Origin of the sequence: Actinokineospora iranica, from assembly GCF_900101685.1 — a bacterium.
GTDB classification, from domain to species: Bacteria; Actinomycetota; Actinomycetes; order Mycobacteriales; family Pseudonocardiaceae; genus Actinokineospora; species Actinokineospora iranica.
Window position 1 is genome coordinate 38,829 of sequence record NZ_FMZZ01000015.1, and the last position, 18,265, is coordinate 57,093.

An 18,265-nucleotide genomic window follows, 5' to 3' on the forward strand; every position below is an offset into this window, starting at 1 on the left:
ACACCGGACCGCCGCCCACATCGGACCCACCCGCGAAGGTCGGCCTCCACCGACGCCCGTCCGCTCCCGCCGCGCGGCCCGCCATGACGTCGAGCCCGGCAGCCCGCGCCGCTACGACGACGGGGCCAAGCCGGTCGCGGCCGTTCAGCGGAGGTCAGCGGGGACACCCCTTCCGGACAGGAGGTCGCCGCACCCGGGTGCGGGCTGCCTGTCGGGGGTCGGGGGCATTCTCGGGTCCATGCCGCAGACACCGAGTTCCACCTCGCCCCAGTGGGCCGAGGCATCGACCCGCCGGGAGCCGCCGCTGGTCGGCGACGAGCGGGAGATCCTGACCGCGTTCCTCGACTGGCATCGCGAGACGTTCCGGCTCAAGTGCGCGGGGGTGCCGCCGGAGCGGCTGTCCGAGCGGGGCGTGCCGCCGTCGGCGATGAGCCTGCACGGGCTGATCCGGCACCTGGCCGGGGTGGAGCGGTGGTGGTTCCGCATCCAGTTCGCCGGTGAGGACGTGCCGATGCTCTATTACACCGACGAGGACCCCGAGCAGGACTTCGACCGGCTCGACGGCGACCCCGACGCGGCGCTGGCCGGGTGGGCGGCCGAGTGCGCCCGGTCGCGGGAGATCGTCGCCGCCGCGGACCTCGCCGACACCGGGGTGCGGCTGGCCACCGGCGAGCCGGTCGCGCTGCGCCGGGTCCTGGTGGCGATGATCGCCGAATACGCCCGACATAACGGACACGCCGACCTGCTGCGGGAACGAATCGATGGCGCGACCGGAATGTGATGTAACGAATCAGCGACGGCGCGGTGTCCCTTCTGGACGTCCACAGTAAATGGAAACCAACCCTTTCCTCGACCGTCGATCACGCTGCGTATAAATGCCCTGAGCCATTGTCACGGTGCGTCTAAGTGCGCGTTAGGCAAAGGACACGGATCGTTAACGTCCCGCAAGTGGGGCTTGACTCCCTCGCCCGGGTTACCCCGCGATCGTCCATCCAGACCAACTTTCGGCCCGAGGGAAGACATGAGCCCTGTTCATCCCGCACACTGGATTGACGACGCAGGCCGAGCGTTACATCCTATGATCAGTTGTGTCCTTTGTCACAGTCCACCCCCGGTGTGGACCGCATTTTTTGATGTGATTGACAAAGGAACGGGCCGTGCGGCGACACCAACTCCGCCCCGGCGGCCGGAAGTGTCGAAGTCGTTATCTTGCAAACGTTTTCGCCCCAGCGGACCGACTTGCTTTTCCGGCGGGGCATTGCAATTCTGGCGTCTCCCAAATAACCCCACCCTGCATTACCGAGAACTGGAGACGATCCGTGCGCCGTACCCGCATGCTCGCCCTCGCCGGTGGCCTGGCAGGCACCGCTTCGCTGGCCGCCGTGCTCACCGCCCCGCTCGCGGTGGCGGAGGGCACCCTTACCGGCAGCGCGTTTGCGGTTTCCGTCGACGCCGCGCTGCTGAAGGACCTCGTCAGCGTCGACGTCGACCCGCTGCCCAAGGCCACCTACCCGGCCGGCCAGGAGAAGTCGGTCGTCAAGATCGACGCCGAGAAGAGCCTCGGGCTCGCGGGCCACGCGAAGCTGCTGAACGCTGCTTCCGAGGCCAAGGGCGGAGTGCTCAAGAGCGAGTCGAGCATCGCCGATGTCAACATCCTCGACCTGATCAAGGCCAAGCTGATCACGGCTGACTGCGTCTCGGACGGCAAGACCACCACCGGCAAGTCCTCGCTCGCCGAGGTCGAAGTCGCGGGCGTCAAGATCGACGCCGCGGTCACCGCCGAGATCAAGGTCAGCGACCTCGTGACCGTGCTGGTCAACGAGCAGATCGTCGAGGGCAACAAGCTGACCGTCAACGCCCTGCACGTCAAGGTCGGTGGCGCCGTCAAGAACGTCGCCCAGGCCGACGTGATCCTGTCCCAGGCCACCTGCACCGGCCCGGGCGCCGTCGTGACCCCGCCGGAGGATGGCGAGAAGCCGCCGGTCAGCAGCACCAACCCGGGCACCCCCGGCGAGAGCACCGCGCCCAGCAAGCCCGGTGACAACGGCGGCAACGAGCCCAGCCCCTCGGCTCCGGCCTCGTCGTGGCCCGCCACCTCCGCCTCCGTCTCGACCACCCCGGCCGCGGCCGCGGGCGTCAGCCCCGCTGGCAACAGCGGTGACCTGGCCGAGACCGGCGTCAGCGCGATCGTTCCGCTGTCCATCGGCGGCATCGTGCTGCTCGCCGGTGGTGGCGCCGCGGTCTGGATGACCCGTCGCAAGCGCGCCGCTACCGCGGGCGCGGGCGAGTGACTATCGCGTAAGTAGCTTCACCGGCTCTGAGAAGGCCACCCGCACTCCGGTGCGGGTGGCCTTCGCCATGTCCGCCCCTCCTGTCGCTTGTGGCACCGTGGCGGCGTGCACGACGAAGACCCGGTCGACCCGGACATCGAGGCCCTGCCGCTGCCCCGCGCCGCGCTCGGGAGCACCGTCGCGGCGGTGGCGCTGGGCGGCGTGCTCGGCGCGCTGGCCCGCTACGGCCTCGGTCTGCTGTGGCCCGCGCGGCCGACCGGGTTCCCCTGGGCGACCTTGGCGATCAACGTCGCGGGCTGTCTGGCCATGGGCTGCCTGATCGTGGCGGTGACCGAGGTGTGGGCGGCGCACCGGCTGGCGCGGCCGTTCCTCGGGACCGGGCTTCTGGGCGGTTTCACCACGTTCTCCGCCTACTGCGCCGACATCCAGCGGCTGCTCGCCGCGGACCGGGTCGCGGTGGGACTGGCCTATCTGGCGTCCACAGTGGTCGGCGCGCTGGCCGCGGTCACTCTCGGCGCCGCGCTCACCCGACGGCTGGCCTGCCCGCGATGACCGACGCTCTCCTGGTCGCTCTCGGCGCCGCGGTCGGCGCGCCGCTGCGCTATCTGACCGACCGCGCGATCCAGGCGCGGACGCCGGGCTCCTTCCCCTGGGGCACCCTGACGGTCAACGTGGTGGGCAGCCTCGTGCTCGGCGTGGTCACCGGCGCCACCCTCGCGGGCGCCGACCAGCGCTGGCAGACGCTGCTGGGCACCGGGCTCTGCGGGGCGCTGACGACGTACTCGACGTTCTCCTACGAGACTCTCCGGCTGGCCGAGACCGGCGCGCGCCGCCAGGCCGCCGCCAACGCCGCCGTCTCGGTCGGGGCCGGTCTCGGCGCGCTGTGCCTGGGCCTGGCCTGCGCGAACGCCCTGCTCGGTTGATCGTCTCCCGCCGCGGGTACCTCCCGCCCGATCTCTCTCCCGGGCTCAGGAGCGCACCCATGAAGCTCTACGCCGACCACCCCGCCCGCCGGACCCGGCAGGCCGCCGCCGACCTGGCCGCGGTCGCCCTGCTGATCTTCGCGGGCTGGCTGGCCACCGAAGTCCGCGAGCAGGTGCTGCGGCTGCGCGCGCCGGGCGACGGCCTGGTGACCGCGGGGACCCGGTTGAGCGGGACGTTCGACTCCGCCGCCGACAACGCCGACGACGTGCCAGGACACGTCCTCAGGTCGGGGGCCCGCTCGCGGACGCGCTCAAGAGCGGATCGGGCGCGGGCGCGCGACTGGCCGACGCGGGGCGCCAGCAGATCGACGCGGTGGAGAGCCTGGCGTTCTGGCTCACCGGCGCGTTGATCATCGTCCCGGTGGCACTGGTGCTGGTCGTCTGGCTGCCCCGCAGGCTCCGCTTCGTCCGGGACGCGGGCGCGGCGCGGCGGCTGCGCGCGCTGGGCGCGGACGGCGCTGACCTGCTCGCCCTGCGGGCCCTGGTGTTCCAGCCGCTGCCCCGGCTGAGCCGGGCGGGCGCGGTCGGCGCCTGCTGGCGGGCGGGCGACCCGGAGGTGATCGCCGCCCTCGCCCGGTCGGAGTTGCGCAGGCTCGGGATGCGCGCGCGGGAAGCTAGCCGGGAGGAAAGTTAGCCGGGAGGAAGGATGATTGCGCAACCACCTGCAAGGTTTGCAACCGATCGGGCCTTGTCCCCCCGCCGCCGGACGTGGTTTGGTGCGGTGGCCTGGCCGATCGGGGAGGCAAGGCGATGCAAGTCCTTACGACACCGGAGGTCGTCATGGGTCGGCGTGCTCTCGCTCTGCTTGTCAGCACTGTGCTGGCGGTCCCGCTCGGACCCGGCGCCGCACCGGCCGCCGCGGCAGAGCAGCCGACCCGGTTCTCCGTCGGCGAGGTCGTGGACATCGCCCCGGGAACGCGCCCGGACGACCGGCGGCTGGCCAGGGACGCGCTGCGCGCCGACCTGAGCGGGGAGCGCTTCTACTTCGTGATGCCAGACCGGTTCGCCAACGGCGACCCGCGCAACGACCGCGGCGGCAGCGCGGAGACCGACCGGCTCAAGACCGGGTTCGATCCGGCGGACAAAGGCTTTTACCACGGCGGCGACCTGGCCGGGCTGCGGTCGAAGCTGGACTACATCAAGGGCATGGGCGCAACCGCGATCTGGATGACGCCGATGTTCGCCAACCGCTGGGTGCAGGGCAGCGGCGCGGACGCCTCGGCCGCCTACCACGGGTACTGGACGACCGACTTCACCCGCATCGACCCGCATTTCGGTACCACGCAAGAGATGCGGGCGGTGATCACGGACGCGCACCGCCTGGGGATCAAGGTCTTCTTCGACATCGTGGCCAACCACACCGCCGACGTGCTCGACTACGCCGAGGGCAGGCACGACTACCTCAGCACGGCCACGCACCCGTACCTCGACCGGCACGGGAATCCCGTCGACATCAAGGCCGTCGCGGGCACCCCGCGGTTCCCCGATCTGGACCCGGCGACCTCTTTCCCTTACACGCCAATCTTTCCCACTCCCGCCGACGCCACGGCCAAGACCCCGGCCTGGCTCAACGACCCGGCGGTCTACCACAACCGCGGCAACTCCATCTTCAGCGGCGAGTCCGACGAGTACGGCGACTTCGCAGGCCTCGACGACCTGATGACCGAGGACCCCCGCGTCGTCGAGGGCATGAAGCGGATCTTCACCACGTGGATCGACACCCTGGGCATCGACGGGTACCGGGTGGACACGGTCAAGCACGTCAACATGGAGTTCTGGCAGGCGCTCGCGCCGCACGTGGTGGCCTACGCGCACGCGCGCGGCAAGAAGGACTTCTTCGTCTTCGGCGAGGTGTTCAGCGGCGACACCATGGTCACCTCGTCCTACACGACGACCGGCCGGATGCAGGCCGCGCTGGACTTCCCGTTCCAGGGCGGCGCGCTGGACTTCTTGTCCGGCAAGGGATCACGGCGGCTGGCCGAGGTGCTGCTCGCCGACGACCAGTACACCGACGCCGACTCCAACGCCGCGTCGCTGCCGACGTTCCTGGGCAACCACGACATGGGCCGGGTGGCGTGGCTGCTGCGCGAGGAGCGCCCCGGCAGCACCGAGGCCGACCTGCTCAAGCGGATCGAACTGGGCAACACCCTGATGTACCTGTGGCGCGGCAACCCGGTGGTCTACTACGGCGACGAGCAGGGCTTCGCTGGCGGCGGCGGCGACAAGCTCTCCCGGCAGGACATGTTCGCCAGCAAGACTCCCGAGTACGCCGAGGAGAAGTTCGTCGGCAGCGACCGCACCGGGGCGCAGGAGAACTTCGTGCCGTCGCACCCGCTGTACCGGCAACTCGCCCAGCTCGCGTCCTTTGTGGACAAAGACAGGGTGTGGGCGGAGGGCAACCAGACACTGCGGCTGGCCGAGGGCGACGTCCTGGCGTTCAGCCGGATGACCGCGCGCGACCAGCGCGAGCACCTGGTCGTGGCCAACGCGGGCGCCGAGGCCGCGACCGTGGCCGTGCCCGTCGGCGCGCCGGGGCAGCGGTTCCGCACCGAGTTCCCAGGCAGCGGCGACCGTGACTCGGGCAGCGGCGACTCGGGCAGCGGCGGCCCGGTCAGCGGCCCGGACGGCAAGGTCCGGGTGACCGTGCCCGCGCTGTCGGCGCTCGTGCTGGCCTCGACCGAGCGGGCGCGAGCCGTGCCGCCGACGCCGACGCTGGTCCCGCCCGCCGTGGGCACGCCGCTGGACGACCGGGTCGAGGTGCGCGCTGACGGCATCACCGCGCCGTTCGCGCAGGCGACCTTCGCCGCGCGGGTGGAAGGCAGCCGCGACTGGACCGTGCTGGGCACCGACGACGCCGCCCCGTACCGGGTGTTCGCCGACGTGTCGGGGCTGGCGGGCGCCGCGGTCGGCAAGAAGATCGAATACCGGGTCGTGGTCAAGGACGGCACTGCCCGGCTGGGCGCGGACGGCGCCGCCGTGCGGCTGGCCGCTGCCCCGCCGCCCGGCGTGCCCGGCCACGGCCCGGACTGGCTGGTCGTGCACTACAACCGGCCAGCGGGCGACTACGACGGCTGGGGCCTGCACGTCTGGGGCGACGTGGCCGCGCGCACCGACTGGGCCGCGCCGCTGCCCTTCGCTGGCGAGACCGGCTACGGCCGGTTCGCCTGGGTGAAGCTCAAGCCGGGCGCGCGCCAGGTCGGGTTCGCCGTGCACCGGGGCGAGGTCAAAGACGGCGGCGACCGGTTCGTCGACCCCGCGCGCACGCCGCAGGTGTGGCTCGAACAGGGAGTGGAGACCGCGCACGCCGACGAGGTCTCGGCCACCGGCAAGGCGACCGTGCACGTCCAGCGGCCGTCCGGGGACTACGGCGGGCTCGTCGTGCGCACTCCCGGCCTGCCAGACGTGCCGATGACCGGGCGGGACGCGTTCGGCGCGTTCGCCGAGGTCCCGGCGGCGACGGTCCCGCTGCCGTTCACCGTGGCCCAGGGCGCGACCACGGTCGCAGCGGGCACGCTGACCGGCGCGGCGGGGTGGGTGCGGGAGGGCGCGGCCAAGGTCCACCGGAGCCTGGCGGCGGCGGAGAACCACGCGGTGATCCACTACTCGCGCCAGGACGGCGACTACGCGGACTGGACGCTCTACCACTGGACCGGGTCGCTGCGGCCGAGTCCGAGCTGGGCCGAGTCCCGGCCGCCGGACGGCCGCGACGGGTTCGGCGTCTTCTGGTCGGTGCCGCTGGCCCCGGGCGCGGCCGGGCTGAGCAACATCATCCACCGGGGCGAGGACAAGGACCCCGGCGCCGACCAGTTCCTCGATCTCGCGGGCACCGGGCACGAGGTGTGGTTCGCCTCCGGGTCGGCCCGGCCGGACGGGTCCGCGTCCTATGTCCTGCCGCCTCCGCGCACGGCCGACGCGGACCTCGGCGCGGCCGACGCCGTCTGGATCGACTGCGACACGCTGGCCTGGGACGTCCCCGCCCTGCACACCAACGGCTATCAGGTCCGCTACGACCCGCTGGGCCGGATCGAGATCGTCGACGGGCAGGTCCGCGGCGGCCAGATCCTGCGGTTGCAGCCGGGCGGGACGCTTTCCGGCGATCTCGCGACGAGGTTCCCGCACCTGGCAGGCACGCCGGTGTTCCACGTCCGCGCAGCCGACGCCGGGCGCATCGATGACGCGCGGCACGTCCAGCAGGCCGCCGTGCACCTCGACGCGAGTGGGTCGCTGCGGCACGCCACCGGCACCCGGCCCGCGGGCTGAGCGGCGCTCTCGGTGACACAAACCGAGCACTGCCACTCTAGGGGGTGAACACCAAGGGCGGGCGCCTCTCGATTTCCGTTCGTTTCGCGGCGGCAGGTGTGGAATCCGCCGGGGGCGGGTACGTCCTGCCCGCGCACCCGACTCGAGGAGCCCACCCGGTGAATCCCGATCCCCCTCCGCTAGCCATCTCGCACCTCGGCGACCCCGGCGCCGCAGACCACCGCCTGGTCATCCGCGGCGAGTTGGACTACATGACCGCCCCCGACCTGACCGCGGCGCTGGGCTCCCTGCGGCTGCACAGCGGCTCCACCCTGACCCTGGACCTGGCAGGCCTTGGCTTCTGCGACTCCACCGGCCTGTCGGTCCTGCTCGGCGCGCACAAGCGGATGGCCAGCCTGGGCGGCAAGCTCACGGTGAGCGCGATCGATCCGAACCTGGCCAGGGTGCTGACCATCACCGGCCTGGCCCACCTGTTCACCCCGGTGGAAACCACGGGCGAACCCCAAGGCCTGGGCGCTTGACCTGACCTGCCCACTCTCCTGACCTGACCAATCAGACCGGTCCAGCGGCAGCCGCGGCCTAGTCCGGCTCGCCCGTGGGGTCCTCCGGGCGGGCGAAGGGGTCTTTGGGCGGCAGGGGCGCCGCGACGGCCTCGGCGTCGGTCAGCGGGCGCGCGGGGCCGAACCGCGCGCGCAGTTCCGGCGAGGTCAGGCAGCGGGACGGGAACGCCGCCGCGGCGGCGCGGGCGGCGACGGCGGCCACCGGCAGGTCCGCCGCCGCCGCGGCCAGCACGATGTTGCCGAACCGCCTCCCGCGCAGGACGCCGGGCTCGGCGATGAGCAGGACCTCCCCGAAGACCGCGCACAGGGTAGCCACCACCCGCCGGGCGAAGGGGAGCCCCGGGCCGTCGGAGAGGTTCACCAGGTAGACGCCGTCGGCGCGCAGGACGCGGGACATGTCGCGGGTCGCCTCGATGGTGACCAGGCCGCCCGCCAGCAGACCGCGCTCGAAGGCGTCCAGGACGACCAGGTCGACCGACGCGTCCGGCATGGCGGCCACCTCCGCCCGCCCGTCGCCGACCCGCACGTCCACCCCGGGCACGTCCAGCCCGAACTGGGCCCGCACCAGCGCCACCAGCGCGGCGTCCGCGTCCACCACGACCTGCCGGGCCCCGGGCCGGGTCGCGGCGATGTACCGGGCCAGCGTGCACGCTCCCCCGCCGACGTGCACCGCGGCCAGCGCCGCCCCCGCCCGCCCCAGGCAGTCGACCACATCGGCGATCCGCCGCACGTAGTCGAACTCCAGGTGCGTCGGATCGTCCAGGTCGAGGTAGGACTGGGCGACCCCGTCGACGCTGAGCAGCCAGCCGTTGGCGCGGTCGATGTCGCGCAACACCTCGGCGGTCCCGAATCGCACCGGGTAACGCCCCTGCCTCGGCACCTTCGCCCGCTCCCGCACGCGCACAGCAGACCACGCCCACCCGGCGTCCGGCGAGGCGACCCGCGCGCGGCGGGTCCCCGCATGGCTGCCCGCGGGTATCGCTCACCAGCATCGCTCCGATTCGCCCGCTCCCGTGCACAAAGGGCGCGCCGTTCTCGGTGACCGCGCGGGCATTGGCGGCCGCACCGGCATTCACGCGGGCGAAAACCGCGGTCTGAGCGGAAACAGCGCGAACCGCCCGGCGCTCAACAGCGGCGGCGCTGGTGTCAATGGCGGCCCGCGGCGGCGCCGATGTCGTTTATCCGCCCGGTGTAACCCCGGCGGCCCGCACGGCGACAATCGAGCAGATGATCATGGTCGGCGGGGCAGGGGTGGGCATGGCGACAGGCGGATACGCGGTGGTCGACGTGGAGACGACCGGGCTCGCGCCGCGGCGGCACGACCGGATCGCGGAGATCGCGGTGGTGTGGGTCGACCGCGACGGGAACGTCACCGACGAGTGGTGCACGCTGGTGAACCCGCGCCGGGATCTGGGGCCGCAGCGGGTCCACGGCATCCGCGCCGCCGACGCGCGGCGGGCGCCGGTGTTCGCCGAGATCGCCGCGGACGTGGCCGACCGGCTGCGCGGCCGGGTGCTCGTCGCCCACAACCTCCGGTTCGACGCGGCGTTCCTCGCCGCGGAGTTCGGCAGGCTCGGCGTGAGCGCGCCGGTCACCCGCGACGCCGGGCTCTGCACGATGGCCCTGGCCCCGACCTACCTGCGCACCCCGTCGCGCTCGCTCGCCGGGTGCTGCGCCGCCGCCGGAGTCGAGATCGGCCAAGCCCACTCGGCGCTGGCCGACGCCCGCGCGTGCGCCCACCTGCTCGCCGGATTCCTCGACGCCACGCCGAAACCGGAGCCGTGGGCCGACCTGCTCGCGGGCACCCGGCCGTGGCCCGCTCTCCCCGCGGGCTCCGGCCGCACCGTCGCGCGCGGCGTGGCGGCCGAGTCGGCCGACTACCTCACCCGGCTGGTCGATCGGCTCCCCCGGGTGCCCGCGCCCGCGCGCGCCGACGAGTACCTGGCGCTGCTGGACCGCGCGCTGCGCGACCGCGTCCTGGCACTGGAGGAACAAGACGCGTTGACCGCTCTGGCGGACTCTCTTGGGCTGTCCTTCGCCGAAGTGACCGGCCTGCACCGCCGCTACCTGTCCGCCCTGGCCCTCGGCGCGGTCGAGGACGGCGTGGTCACCGACGCGGAGCACGCCGACCTCACCGACGTCGCGGGCCTGCTGGGACTGCCCGCGACCGCCGTCGACACCGCCATCGCCGACGCGCACCGCGCCAAGGCCCCGGCCGTCCGCCTCGACCTCGGCGACGCCATCGCGTTCACCGGCGAACTGGCCCTGGCACGCGAGGACTGGCTGCGGCGAACACAAGCGGCGGGATTGACCGTCACGGGGTCAGGGGTCACCAAGAAGACCCGGTTGGTCGTCGCGGCCGACCCGGATTCCCTCTCGGGCAAGGCGGACAAGGCGCGCCGCTACGGCATTCCGATCGTCACCGAGGCCGCCTACGCGGGCCTGCTGGCGGATCTGCGGGTCCGGTGCGCGCGATGACCGAGCCGACGCCGCCGCCGCGACCCGCGGCCGCCCGCACCCGCACCGCGGACGGCCGGGTCATGATCGGCCACGCCGTCGTGGCCAGGGGACCGGGCGAGGACGGAGCCGACTCGGTGGCGGTGTGGCAGATCGGCACGCACGGCGCGCAGGTCGGCACCTGGCTGCTGCCGGTGGCCGCGCTCGACGCGGAGCGCGCCGGGAAACTGCTGGCGCAGTGCGAGAAGCGGGCGATCGTCGCCTGGTCCGCGGACGAGCCGCTGGACGTCCTGGCGACGCTGGAGCGGGCGGCTGGGGCGCGGCCACGGGAGTGGCGGCTGGTCCTGCTGCCCGACGCGCTGGGCGAGATCGCCGAGGTGCGGGCGCGGTACGCGGCGGCGGTCAAGGCGGAGCGGGCCGCGACGAGCACCGTCCCGAGCCTGGAATGGCAGGTCGGCATCCCCGACCCGATTCCGGCCACCGCCGAGGAGTTCCGCCGCCACGCCCGGGTGCCGCGCAGACGGGACACCGCACTGGTCGCCCAGGAGGCGCTGCTGACCTGCGCGATGATGACCTGGGCCGTGCACCGCTGGCAGGAGACCGCGGGGGCGTGGAGTCGGCGCGATCACCTGCGCCGGGCCTGCCCGGCGCCAGGCGTGCTCCCGCCTGCATGGGAGCGCCGCCTGGCCGACGCCTACGCCACCCGCTTGTGAGGCGGGACCCGGCGCAGGAACCGAAACCGACTCAGCCGGAGAACGCGGCTTTCTTCGCCTTGGAACCGCGGGCGCGGGTCTTCGGGGCGGGAGCGGGCTCGGGCTCCTCGGCCACGGCGTGCGCGGCCTCGAACGCTTCGACGACCGCCGAGGGGATGCGGCCCCGCTCGGAGATGTCGTGGCCGTTCTGGCGAGCCCAGTCGCGAATGGCCTTGGTCTGCTCCTTGCTGCGGCCCTCGCCCGGCTGCTTGGCCGAGGACGGGCCGGTCGCCCGCTTGATCCGGCCGCCGGTGCGGCGGGCGGCCGCGATGAACTCGGCGAGTTCCTCGCGCAGGCGCTCGGCGTTCTCCTCGTTCAGGTCGATCTCGTATTGCACGCCGTCCAGGGCGAACTCGACCGACCGGATGTCGTCGCCGGCGGAGCCGTCGAGGTCGTCGAAAAGCTGGACGATGGTCTTCTGAGCCATGCGGCACCTCTATTGAAACGGGTTGTTTGTGGACAGGAAGTTAGCAGTGGCGAAGCACGGGCGCGCCACGACCCGGGTCGCGTGTCCATTCCGGATGCTTCGGACGTCCCAAAGGGACACCTATCGAAGGGTAGTCGGTCGGACCGGGCAGCGCCGCACCCGGTGATCGCAGTGACCTTGATCTCGACTTATTCCCCGACCGGGGGCTCCCGGCCGGGAGTTCGGCCAGTCGGAAATGGCGCGGGAAAGGAAGCGGGAACGCTCACGCTTGCGGACGCACGACCACCTTGACCGCGGTCGGGTCCTCCGCCCCCGCGCCCAGCGCGCCCTCGACGTCGGCGAGTCCGAAATGGTGCGTGACGAGCCGGTCGAGGTCCACCGTCCGCGCCGAGGCGAGCGCGATGGCGGTGGGCCAGGTGTTGGCGTAGCGGAAGACGCCGGTCACGGTGATCTCGTTGTCCTGGACGTGCGAGAGCGGCAGCGCCACCGTGTCCCCGCCCATGCCGACGAGCACCGCGCGCCCGCCGCCGCCGAGGGCCAGGACTCCCCCCGCGGTGGCCTCCGGCGACCCGGAGCACTCGATCAGGATGTCCGGCGCGAACCCGGACACCTCCTTCGGCCCGGTGTCCGCGCCCATGTCGACGGCCCGCGACGCGCCCAGGTCACGCGCGAGCGACAGCCGCGCCCACCGCAGGTCGGTCACCGCGACCTCGGCCGCGCCGAAGGCCCTGGCGGCCTGCACGGCCAGCAGCCCGACCGGCCCTGCCCCGCTGACCAGCACCCGGCTCCCCGGCCCGACCCCGGCCTTGCGACAGGCCCAGATCGCGACCGAGAGCGGTTCGAGCAGCGCCGCCGCGTCGTCGGAGACGGTGTCGGGCACCGGATGCGCCATCGCCTCGTGGTGCACGACGTACTCGGCGAACGCGCCGTCCACCGGCGGGGTGGCGAAGAACCGCATCCGGGGGCACAGGTTGTACCGGCCGGAGGCGCACAGCGGGCAGGTGAAGCACGGCACGCCGGGTTCGAGCGACACCCGCTGTCCCGGGCGGACCCGCTCGACCTCCGCGCCCACCGCGACCACCTCGCCCGCTGGCTCGTGGCCGAGCACCAGCGGGGCGCGGACGACGAACCGCCCGATGCGGCCGTGCCGGTAATAGTGCGTGTCCGAACCGCAGGTTCCCACCGACAACACCCGCACCAGCACTTCACGCGGCCCGAAAGCCGGGATCGGGCGCCGCTCGAGCGCGAGTTCGCCCGGGGCGCGCAGAACGCTCACGCGCATGGTGTCCGGCACCGCCATCACCCCCGCTGTTCCGTCTGTCCGTTCCTACCACTCTCCGCTCGGGAATGTCAGCCGGAAAGCAACCCATTCGATGTAAGCGGACCGGGCCGAGGGAGCACTACGATTCGCCCTCGGTTCCCGATTGGCGGAAGGCGGGCGGCGTGCGGCCGGATCTCGTTGAGAGCTACCTGAGCAGACGCGCGGCCCTCGGCCTCGCCGGGCGGGCCGCGGTTGCGGGCGGGGTCGCGGCGACCGGCGGCGCCCTGGCGCCAGGCATCGCGGCGGCGGACAGCACCACGACCAACACCCCAGCCGACACCATGGCGGACGACACCACGGCGGACGGCGCCGCGGACGACAGCCCGTTCGACTACAGCGACCTCGCGGCGTGGGCGCCCAGCCGGTACGGGCCGGACGACCAGCGCGGCAGCCTCAACGAGATCACGCCGGAGACGACCGCGCGGGCGCTGCGGCTGGTGCGTGACGCGCGGGAAGTGCGCACCTACAACCTCGGCGAGGTCATGTGGAACGGGTTCCCCGGGTTCGTGACCACCCCGCCTCGGCTCTACGAGCAGCGGCTGACCATCGGCGGCTACACCTCCCCCCGGTTCGAGGCCGAAGGCGGCATCGTGCAGTTCCGGGAGCCGCTGGGCAGCAACCGCCTGAGCCTGCACGAGGAGCGGTTCGCCGCGGTCGCCAGCCCCGGTCACACGCGGCAGTACTCCACGACGTACCAACTGGGCGTGCAGCTTGACGGGCTCAACCACGTCGGGTGCGGCGAGTACTTCTACAACGGGCACCGGGGCCCCGAAATTGACGAGCTCTACGGCACCTCGAAGCTGGGCGCCGAGCACACCGGCCCGATCGTCACCCGGGGCGTGCTGCTCGACGTGCTCGGGGTGAAGCTGGCCACCGGCGACGACTCCGCCCTCGGCCCGCCCGCGGCCAATGGCGCGCCGGTGCTGGCGAGCGACTACCGGATAACCCTGCGCGACATCCACGACGCGATGGACTTCGGCGGCATCGGCAGGTTCGAGCCCGGCGACGCGATCCTGTTCCGCACCGGCTGGAATCAGCTGCTGCACCGGGTCGACCGCCAACCCGACCCGGCCGACATCGACCGCTGGATGGGCTCCGGCGGCCTGCCCGGGATCTATCTGCGGGAGGCCAGATACCTCGCGCGGCACCGGCCCGCGCTGATCGGCAGCGACACCTGGGCGCTGGAGGTGCTCGGCAACCCGGTCAACGACGACGGGCTCGTCTTTCCCGTGCACCAGGACCTGTTGATGCGCTTCGGCATCCGCATCGCCGAGTCGGTGGTGCTCGACGGCCCGGCCCGGGACCGGCTGCACACGTTCGTCTACCTGGTCACCCCGCAGCTGGCCGAGGGCGCGACCTGCGGCAACACCCCGCCCGCCGCCCTGGGCGCGCCCAGGCGCTGACCCGCTTTTTCCACTGTGGACTCACCACATCACCGGGAATCGCTGGGGCGCAAGGAAGCTTTTCAACCGTTGCCCCTGGGTCGGTCACACGGCCAGATCGGCGAGGGTGTTCCAGAACATCAGCTCGTAGCCTTGCAACAGCCGCCCGTAGCCGATCGCGGTGTCGGGTCGCCAGCCGTGGTCGAGGGCCTCTTGCAGCGCGGTCACGTGAAGTTCTTCTGCTTCCGGAACCGGGGTGGCGAAGAAATCGAAGAACGCCGTGCCCCGCTCGTCGAAGCCGTAGTGGTCGCGCAGCGCCTTGGCCACGCTCGCGCAATAGCCGCCCCAGGCGGCGAAATTGGCCAGGATCGCCAGCAGGGCGTCGCGGGGAGCGCCGTTGAGGGCCAGCCAGGCGAGGTAGGCGGGATACGCCTGGCACCCCGCCCGCGGCTGGTGGGCGCGGACGGCGTCGTGGTCGAGACCGCAGGCCGCGGCGAAGTCGCCGAGCTTGGCCAGGGCCACCCCCTCACCCTGCGCGAGTGCGGTGAACACCTCCCGGGCGGCCGGGTCGACCGCCTGGGCCGCCAGGGTGAGGAACGTGCGCCAGTCGCTGGTGATCACGCGGTGCTGCTCGGCGGCGAGCGCGCCCAGGACCGACAGCGGGGCGTCGCCGCTCTCGACCAGCGGGACCAGCCGGTTGTCGTGCTCGCCCGGAGTCAGCTCCCGCTGGACCGTGCTCAGCAGCTCCCTCGCCGAACGCTCCATCGCCGCGCTCCTCTCACCGGACTCCTGGCGAATGCCCTTGCAGCCTAGTGAGTCCGACCACAGCCGACCCGACGGGAGCCGGGGTGACCGGGGCCCCTAGGGGCCGAAGATCAGGGCGATCTCGGGAACTCGCACGAGGCGGCGAAGCCCGCCGCGACGGGAGCCTTGTGCCATGTCGTTCCCCGAGCGCACCTTCCCCGGGCAGGCGTCCCCCACACAGCCAGGGTCCGCACAGACAGCACCCCCGCACACAGCACCCGCACAGACAGCGCCCGCGCGAACAGCGGCCAAGCGAACGTCCCCCCGGCGGACACCCGCCAACCGGACGTCGGCCAGGCGCTGGCGGCAGGCCGCGGTGTGGCTGCACGTGCTCACCTCGGTCGGCTGGATGGGGCAGGCGCTGGCCCTGTTCACCCTGCTGGCGGTCTGCGCGAGCACCGCCGACCCCGCGGTGCGGATCAGCGCGACCTCGATGGCGCACACCCTCGACACCGCGCTGCTGGCCCCGCTGGCGAACGCCTCGGCGTTCACCGGTTTCCTGCTCGCCGCGGCGACGGCGTGGGGCTTCTTCCGGCACTGGTGGGTGCTGGCGAAGTTCGCGATCACCGTGGCCCAGCTCTACGCGGGCATCTTCATCCTGTCCGACGCCATGCGCGCGGCCGAGGCCGCCGCCCGCGCGGGCGCGCCGGACCCGGCCCCGCTGCCGCTGCTGGTGGGCACCGCCCTGATGGCCGGGGCGATCGCGTTCCAGGCGTGGCTGTCGGTGGCCAAGCCGTGGGCACGGACGCCATGGAGCGCCAAGGGCGCCCCGGCGACGGCGCCGACCTGGGTGTTCGTGGCGACCGTGCTGACCCCGCTCGCCGACATCGCGCTGTCGGTGGTCACCGGCAGGCCGATGCCCGCGCTGTCGCTGATCGTCCTCGCCGCGATCCTCATCGCCCGGCCGGGCCGCCGGGCGGCGAAATCCACAGCGGACAACCAAAAAGCCGTTTCGGACCGCCCGATGCGAATGTCCAGTGTGGACTGAATCAACCGGCGGGCCGCCGCCCTTCGGAACCAGGAAAGAGGCGGCCGTCACATTCCAGACGCGGCGGATGATGAGTTCGCCCACAATGACCGGATGGAGAAGTTCGCGCCCGTGCCGGGCGCTTTCTCCCGGATCGCGAAGTTCGGCCCGAATGGCTGCTCGGGCGAGGTTCGAGAACGCGCGGCATTAACGTTTCGGGGGCCGCAGGTAACAGAGCGGGAACGACTATGTCAAGATCGGCGACAAGGTGGTCGACACAGCCACCCCCGGGTGGACGCGTCCGCATCCGGTCCGACAAAGTGCACATACCCATCGACGGGACGTCAGACGCGTCATCCGCAGCCATCCCCAGGAGGACCGCGCAGGTGAGTCCGAAGATTGACATCGATCCCACACACGCCGTCGCGCTGGCCAAGAGCGTCACCATCGCCGACAAGATCCGCTACGCGTGTGAGCGCGTCGACCCGCCCACCACGCACGAGGTGCGGCAGTGGCTCGACGCCTACGGAGTCACCACCACGCGCTCTTACATCTCCAGCGTCATCGACACCTGGCGGGGGGAGAACAACCTGGGCGACACCGGCGACCTGGTCACGATGAGCCCGGAACTGCTGGCCGAACTCGACGCGCTGCGCGCCGACGCCGACGCCTCGGTGGCCGACCCGACGGTCGCCGACACCTCTGCGGGGAACCGCGCGGAGACCCCCGCGGACACCGACGACACCCAGGTCTTCGCCGCCCTCGCCGACACCGCGGGCGCTGGCACCTCCAGCGCCGAGACCGGCGACCGCACCGTCATCGACACCCCTGCGCCCCAGCAGACCGACCTCCAGGACTCCGCGATCGACACCTCCACGCCGTCCGTCACCGACCAGGAACGGATCACCGACTCGGCCAAGTTCGACTCGGCCGCCACCGACACGGTCAAGTTCGACGCCTCGGCCATCGACACCGCCACGCTGGCCGCCGCGACAGCCACCGCCGTCGCCGCCACCGCAGGCTCGGTGGACTCCCTCGACACGGACAAGACCGACTCCGCAGGCAAGACCGACCCCGAAGGCAAGACCGACCCCGAAGGCAAGGCGGACACCGCGGACAAGGCCGACACCGACGAGCAGGCCGACGCCACGCTCGCCGAACCGGTCGCCGAGCCCGCGCGGACCGCTCTCGTGGTCGCCGACAGCGCCGACGCCCTGGCCCCCCGCGGCGAGCGGGTCGACGAGCCCGCCGAGGTCGCCGCGCCGCTGCCCGTCGGCCGGGTCCCCACGGTGTTGTCCTGGTCGGCTGGCATGGCCTGGATCGTGGTGCTGGTCGCCGCGATGGGCATCTCCTGGTGGTCGCTGTTCGAGTACGCCCGCGGCTTCAGCATCCCCACCCCGCTCGCCGCGGTCGTCTCGCTGGTGTTCGACGCGTCGGCGCTGATCGTGGCCGGGCTCGCGCACCGCTACGCGCTGTCCCCGTACTCCGGCGCGGGCCCCCGGTTCGCCCTTCTCGCGCTGCTCGCGGGCAGCGTGTACCTCAACTGGGAACACGCGGCGGGCAAGGGCTACGGGGTCGAGGCGTCGATCATGTTCGCCGCGCCCGCCGCGGTCGGCATCCTGCTGTTCGAGTTGCACATCGGCTGGCACTCGCGCACCGAGCGCAGGGCGCGCGGCCGGGTGGCCCGCTCCCTGCCGGTCATCGGCGCGTGGGGCTGGTTCCTGCACCCCATGCAGAGCCTGACCACCCTCTGGCGCGTCACGCACGCCCGCGGCCGCTCGGTCCGCGAGAAGGAGCTCAACAGCATCGAGGAACTGCGGGCGTCGTCCACGCCCTGAGCGTGCGCGCGCCCCAGCCTTTGCCATCCGCACGGGCCCGGACCGATCGGTCCGGGCCCGTCGTCATGTTCGGGGCGTGTCCGGGGGCGCCTGAGGTGTCCACAAGGGACATGGCCGGGCAATGCGGGGTTAACGCCGCCAAACGGCCCAGCCCGCCGTCCCAACAGGACGCGACGGGGTAACGGATCCAGCCTGCAAGTTGCAACAACGGACAACAGGCCAA

At 72.6% G+C, this 18,265-nt stretch carries 17 protein-coding genes; 13 read left to right on the top strand and 4 right to left on the bottom strand.

Translation table 11 applies throughout. The features are described 5' to 3' along the window. The first annotated feature begins 238 nt into the window (after nt 1-238). The 8 genes from BLS56_RS24810 to BLS56_RS24840 all read left to right on the top strand — a co-directional run bounded on the left by BLS56_RS24810 (nt 239) and on the right by BLS56_RS24840 (nt 8,055). Nucleotides 239-781, top strand: coding sequence for a DinB family protein (locus BLS56_RS24810; protein WP_091455510.1), 543 nt, complete (start codon nt 239-241; stop codon nt 779-781). Nucleotides 782-1,319: 538 nt separating this feature from the next. After that, entirely contained in the window at nt 1,320-2,291 is a 972-nt protein-coding gene (locus BLS56_RS24815; protein ID WP_139190975.1) for a choice-of-anchor P family protein, read from the top strand. Between the two features lie 105 nt (nt 2,292-2,396). Then, nucleotides 2,397-2,843 carry a fluoride efflux transporter CrcB gene (crcB, locus tag BLS56_RS24820; protein WP_175483033.1) on the top strand — a complete coding sequence of 149 codons (447 nt, stop codon included), beginning with the start codon at nt 2,397-2,399 and terminating at the stop codon, nt 2,841-2,843. Further along, the gene (gene crcB / locus BLS56_RS24825; RefSeq protein ID WP_091455517.1) at nt 2,840-3,214 is read left to right on the top strand and encodes a fluoride efflux transporter CrcB; all 375 of its coding nucleotides are present in this window, start codon (nt 2,840-2,842) and stop codon (nt 3,212-3,214) included. Before crcB (BLS56_RS24820) ends, crcB (BLS56_RS24825) begins: the two co-directional genes overlap by 4 nt. Before the next feature lie 59 nt (nt 3,215-3,273). After that, nucleotides 3,274-3,624 carry a hypothetical protein gene (locus BLS56_RS32530; RefSeq protein WP_228771901.1) on the top strand — a complete coding sequence of 117 codons (351 nt, stop codon included), beginning with the start codon at nt 3,274-3,276 and terminating at the stop codon, nt 3,622-3,624. After that, the gene (locus BLS56_RS32535; RefSeq protein ID WP_228771902.1) at nt 3,588-3,908 is read left to right on the top strand and encodes a hypothetical protein; all 321 of its coding nucleotides are present in this window, start codon (nt 3,588-3,590) and stop codon (nt 3,906-3,908) included. The genes BLS56_RS32530 and BLS56_RS32535 overlap by 37 nt, the downstream gene beginning before the upstream one ends. Nucleotides 3,909-4,024: 116 nt before the next feature. Next, nucleotides 4,025-7,534, top strand: coding sequence for an alpha-amylase family glycosyl hydrolase (locus BLS56_RS24835; RefSeq protein WP_228771903.1), 3,510 nt, complete (start codon nt 4,025-4,027; stop codon nt 7,532-7,534). A 158-nt stretch (nt 7,535-7,692) separates the two neighbouring features. Continuing rightward, complete coding sequence (locus tag BLS56_RS24840; protein ID WP_091455522.1) at nt 7,693-8,055, top strand: STAS domain-containing protein; 363 nt, start codon at nt 7,693-7,695, stop codon at nt 8,053-8,055. Nucleotides 8,056-8,113: 58 nt separating this feature from the next. Here the strand turns inward: BLS56_RS24840 and BLS56_RS24845 are convergent, their stop codons facing one another. Beyond that, nucleotides 8,114-8,950, bottom strand: coding sequence for a spermidine synthase (locus tag BLS56_RS24845; RefSeq protein WP_139190976.1), 837 nt, complete (start codon nt 8,948-8,950; stop codon nt 8,114-8,116). Between the two features lie 293 nt (nt 8,951-9,243). On the opposite strand from BLS56_RS24845, the gene BLS56_RS24850 reads away from it, so the two are divergent. Both BLS56_RS24850 and BLS56_RS24855 read left to right on the top strand, forming a co-directional pair. Continuing rightward, nucleotides 9,244-10,572, top strand: a complete 1,329-nt coding sequence (locus BLS56_RS24850; RefSeq protein WP_228771904.1) for an exonuclease domain-containing protein — start codon at nt 9,244-9,246, stop codon at nt 10,570-10,572. Beyond that, on the top strand, nt 10,569-11,264 hold the full coding sequence (locus tag BLS56_RS24855; RefSeq protein WP_139190977.1) for a DUF6218 family protein: 696 nt from the start codon (nt 10,569-10,571) through the stop codon (nt 11,262-11,264). Before BLS56_RS24850 ends, BLS56_RS24855 begins: the two co-directional genes overlap by 4 nt. Before the next feature lie 31 nt (nt 11,265-11,295). Here BLS56_RS24855 and BLS56_RS24860 read toward each other — a convergent pair whose 3' ends face one another. Next, nucleotides 11,296-11,730: a histone-like nucleoid-structuring protein Lsr2 gene (locus BLS56_RS24860; protein WP_091455527.1), complete on the bottom strand. Its 435-nt coding sequence runs from the start codon at nt 11,728-11,730 to the stop codon at nt 11,296-11,298. Nucleotides 11,731-11,992: 262 nt separating this feature from the next. Next, a complete protein-coding gene (locus BLS56_RS24865) occupies nt 11,993-13,030 on the bottom strand; it encodes an NAD(P)-dependent alcohol dehydrogenase (RefSeq protein WP_228771905.1) in 1,038 nt (345 codons plus the stop codon). Between the two features lie 143 nt (nt 13,031-13,173). Between BLS56_RS24865 and BLS56_RS24870 the strand changes: the two genes are divergently transcribed. After that, complete coding sequence (locus BLS56_RS24870) at nt 13,174-14,454, top strand: cyclase family protein (protein WP_175483034.1); 1,281 nt, start codon at nt 13,174-13,176, stop codon at nt 14,452-14,454. Between the two features lie 84 nt (nt 14,455-14,538). Here the strand turns inward: BLS56_RS24870 and BLS56_RS24875 are convergent, their stop codons facing one another. Then, entirely contained in the window at nt 14,539-15,198 is a 660-nt protein-coding gene (locus BLS56_RS24875) for a thiaminase II/PqqC family protein (protein WP_091455532.1), read from the bottom strand. A gap of 355 nt (nt 15,199-15,553) precedes the next feature. Here BLS56_RS24875 and BLS56_RS24880 point away from each other — a divergent pair, with 355 nt between their 5' ends. Both BLS56_RS24880 and BLS56_RS24885 read left to right on the top strand, forming a co-directional pair. Further along, on the top strand, nt 15,554-16,225 hold the full coding sequence (locus BLS56_RS24880; protein ID WP_091455535.1) for a hypothetical protein: 672 nt from the start codon (nt 15,554-15,556) through the stop codon (nt 16,223-16,225). A 365-nt stretch (nt 16,226-16,590) separates the two neighbouring features. Further along, on the top strand, nt 16,591-18,042 hold the full coding sequence (locus BLS56_RS24885) for a DUF2637 domain-containing protein (RefSeq protein WP_139190978.1): 1,452 nt from the start codon (nt 16,591-16,593) through the stop codon (nt 18,040-18,042). The last annotated feature ends 223 nt before the right edge of the window (nt 18,043-18,265 follow it).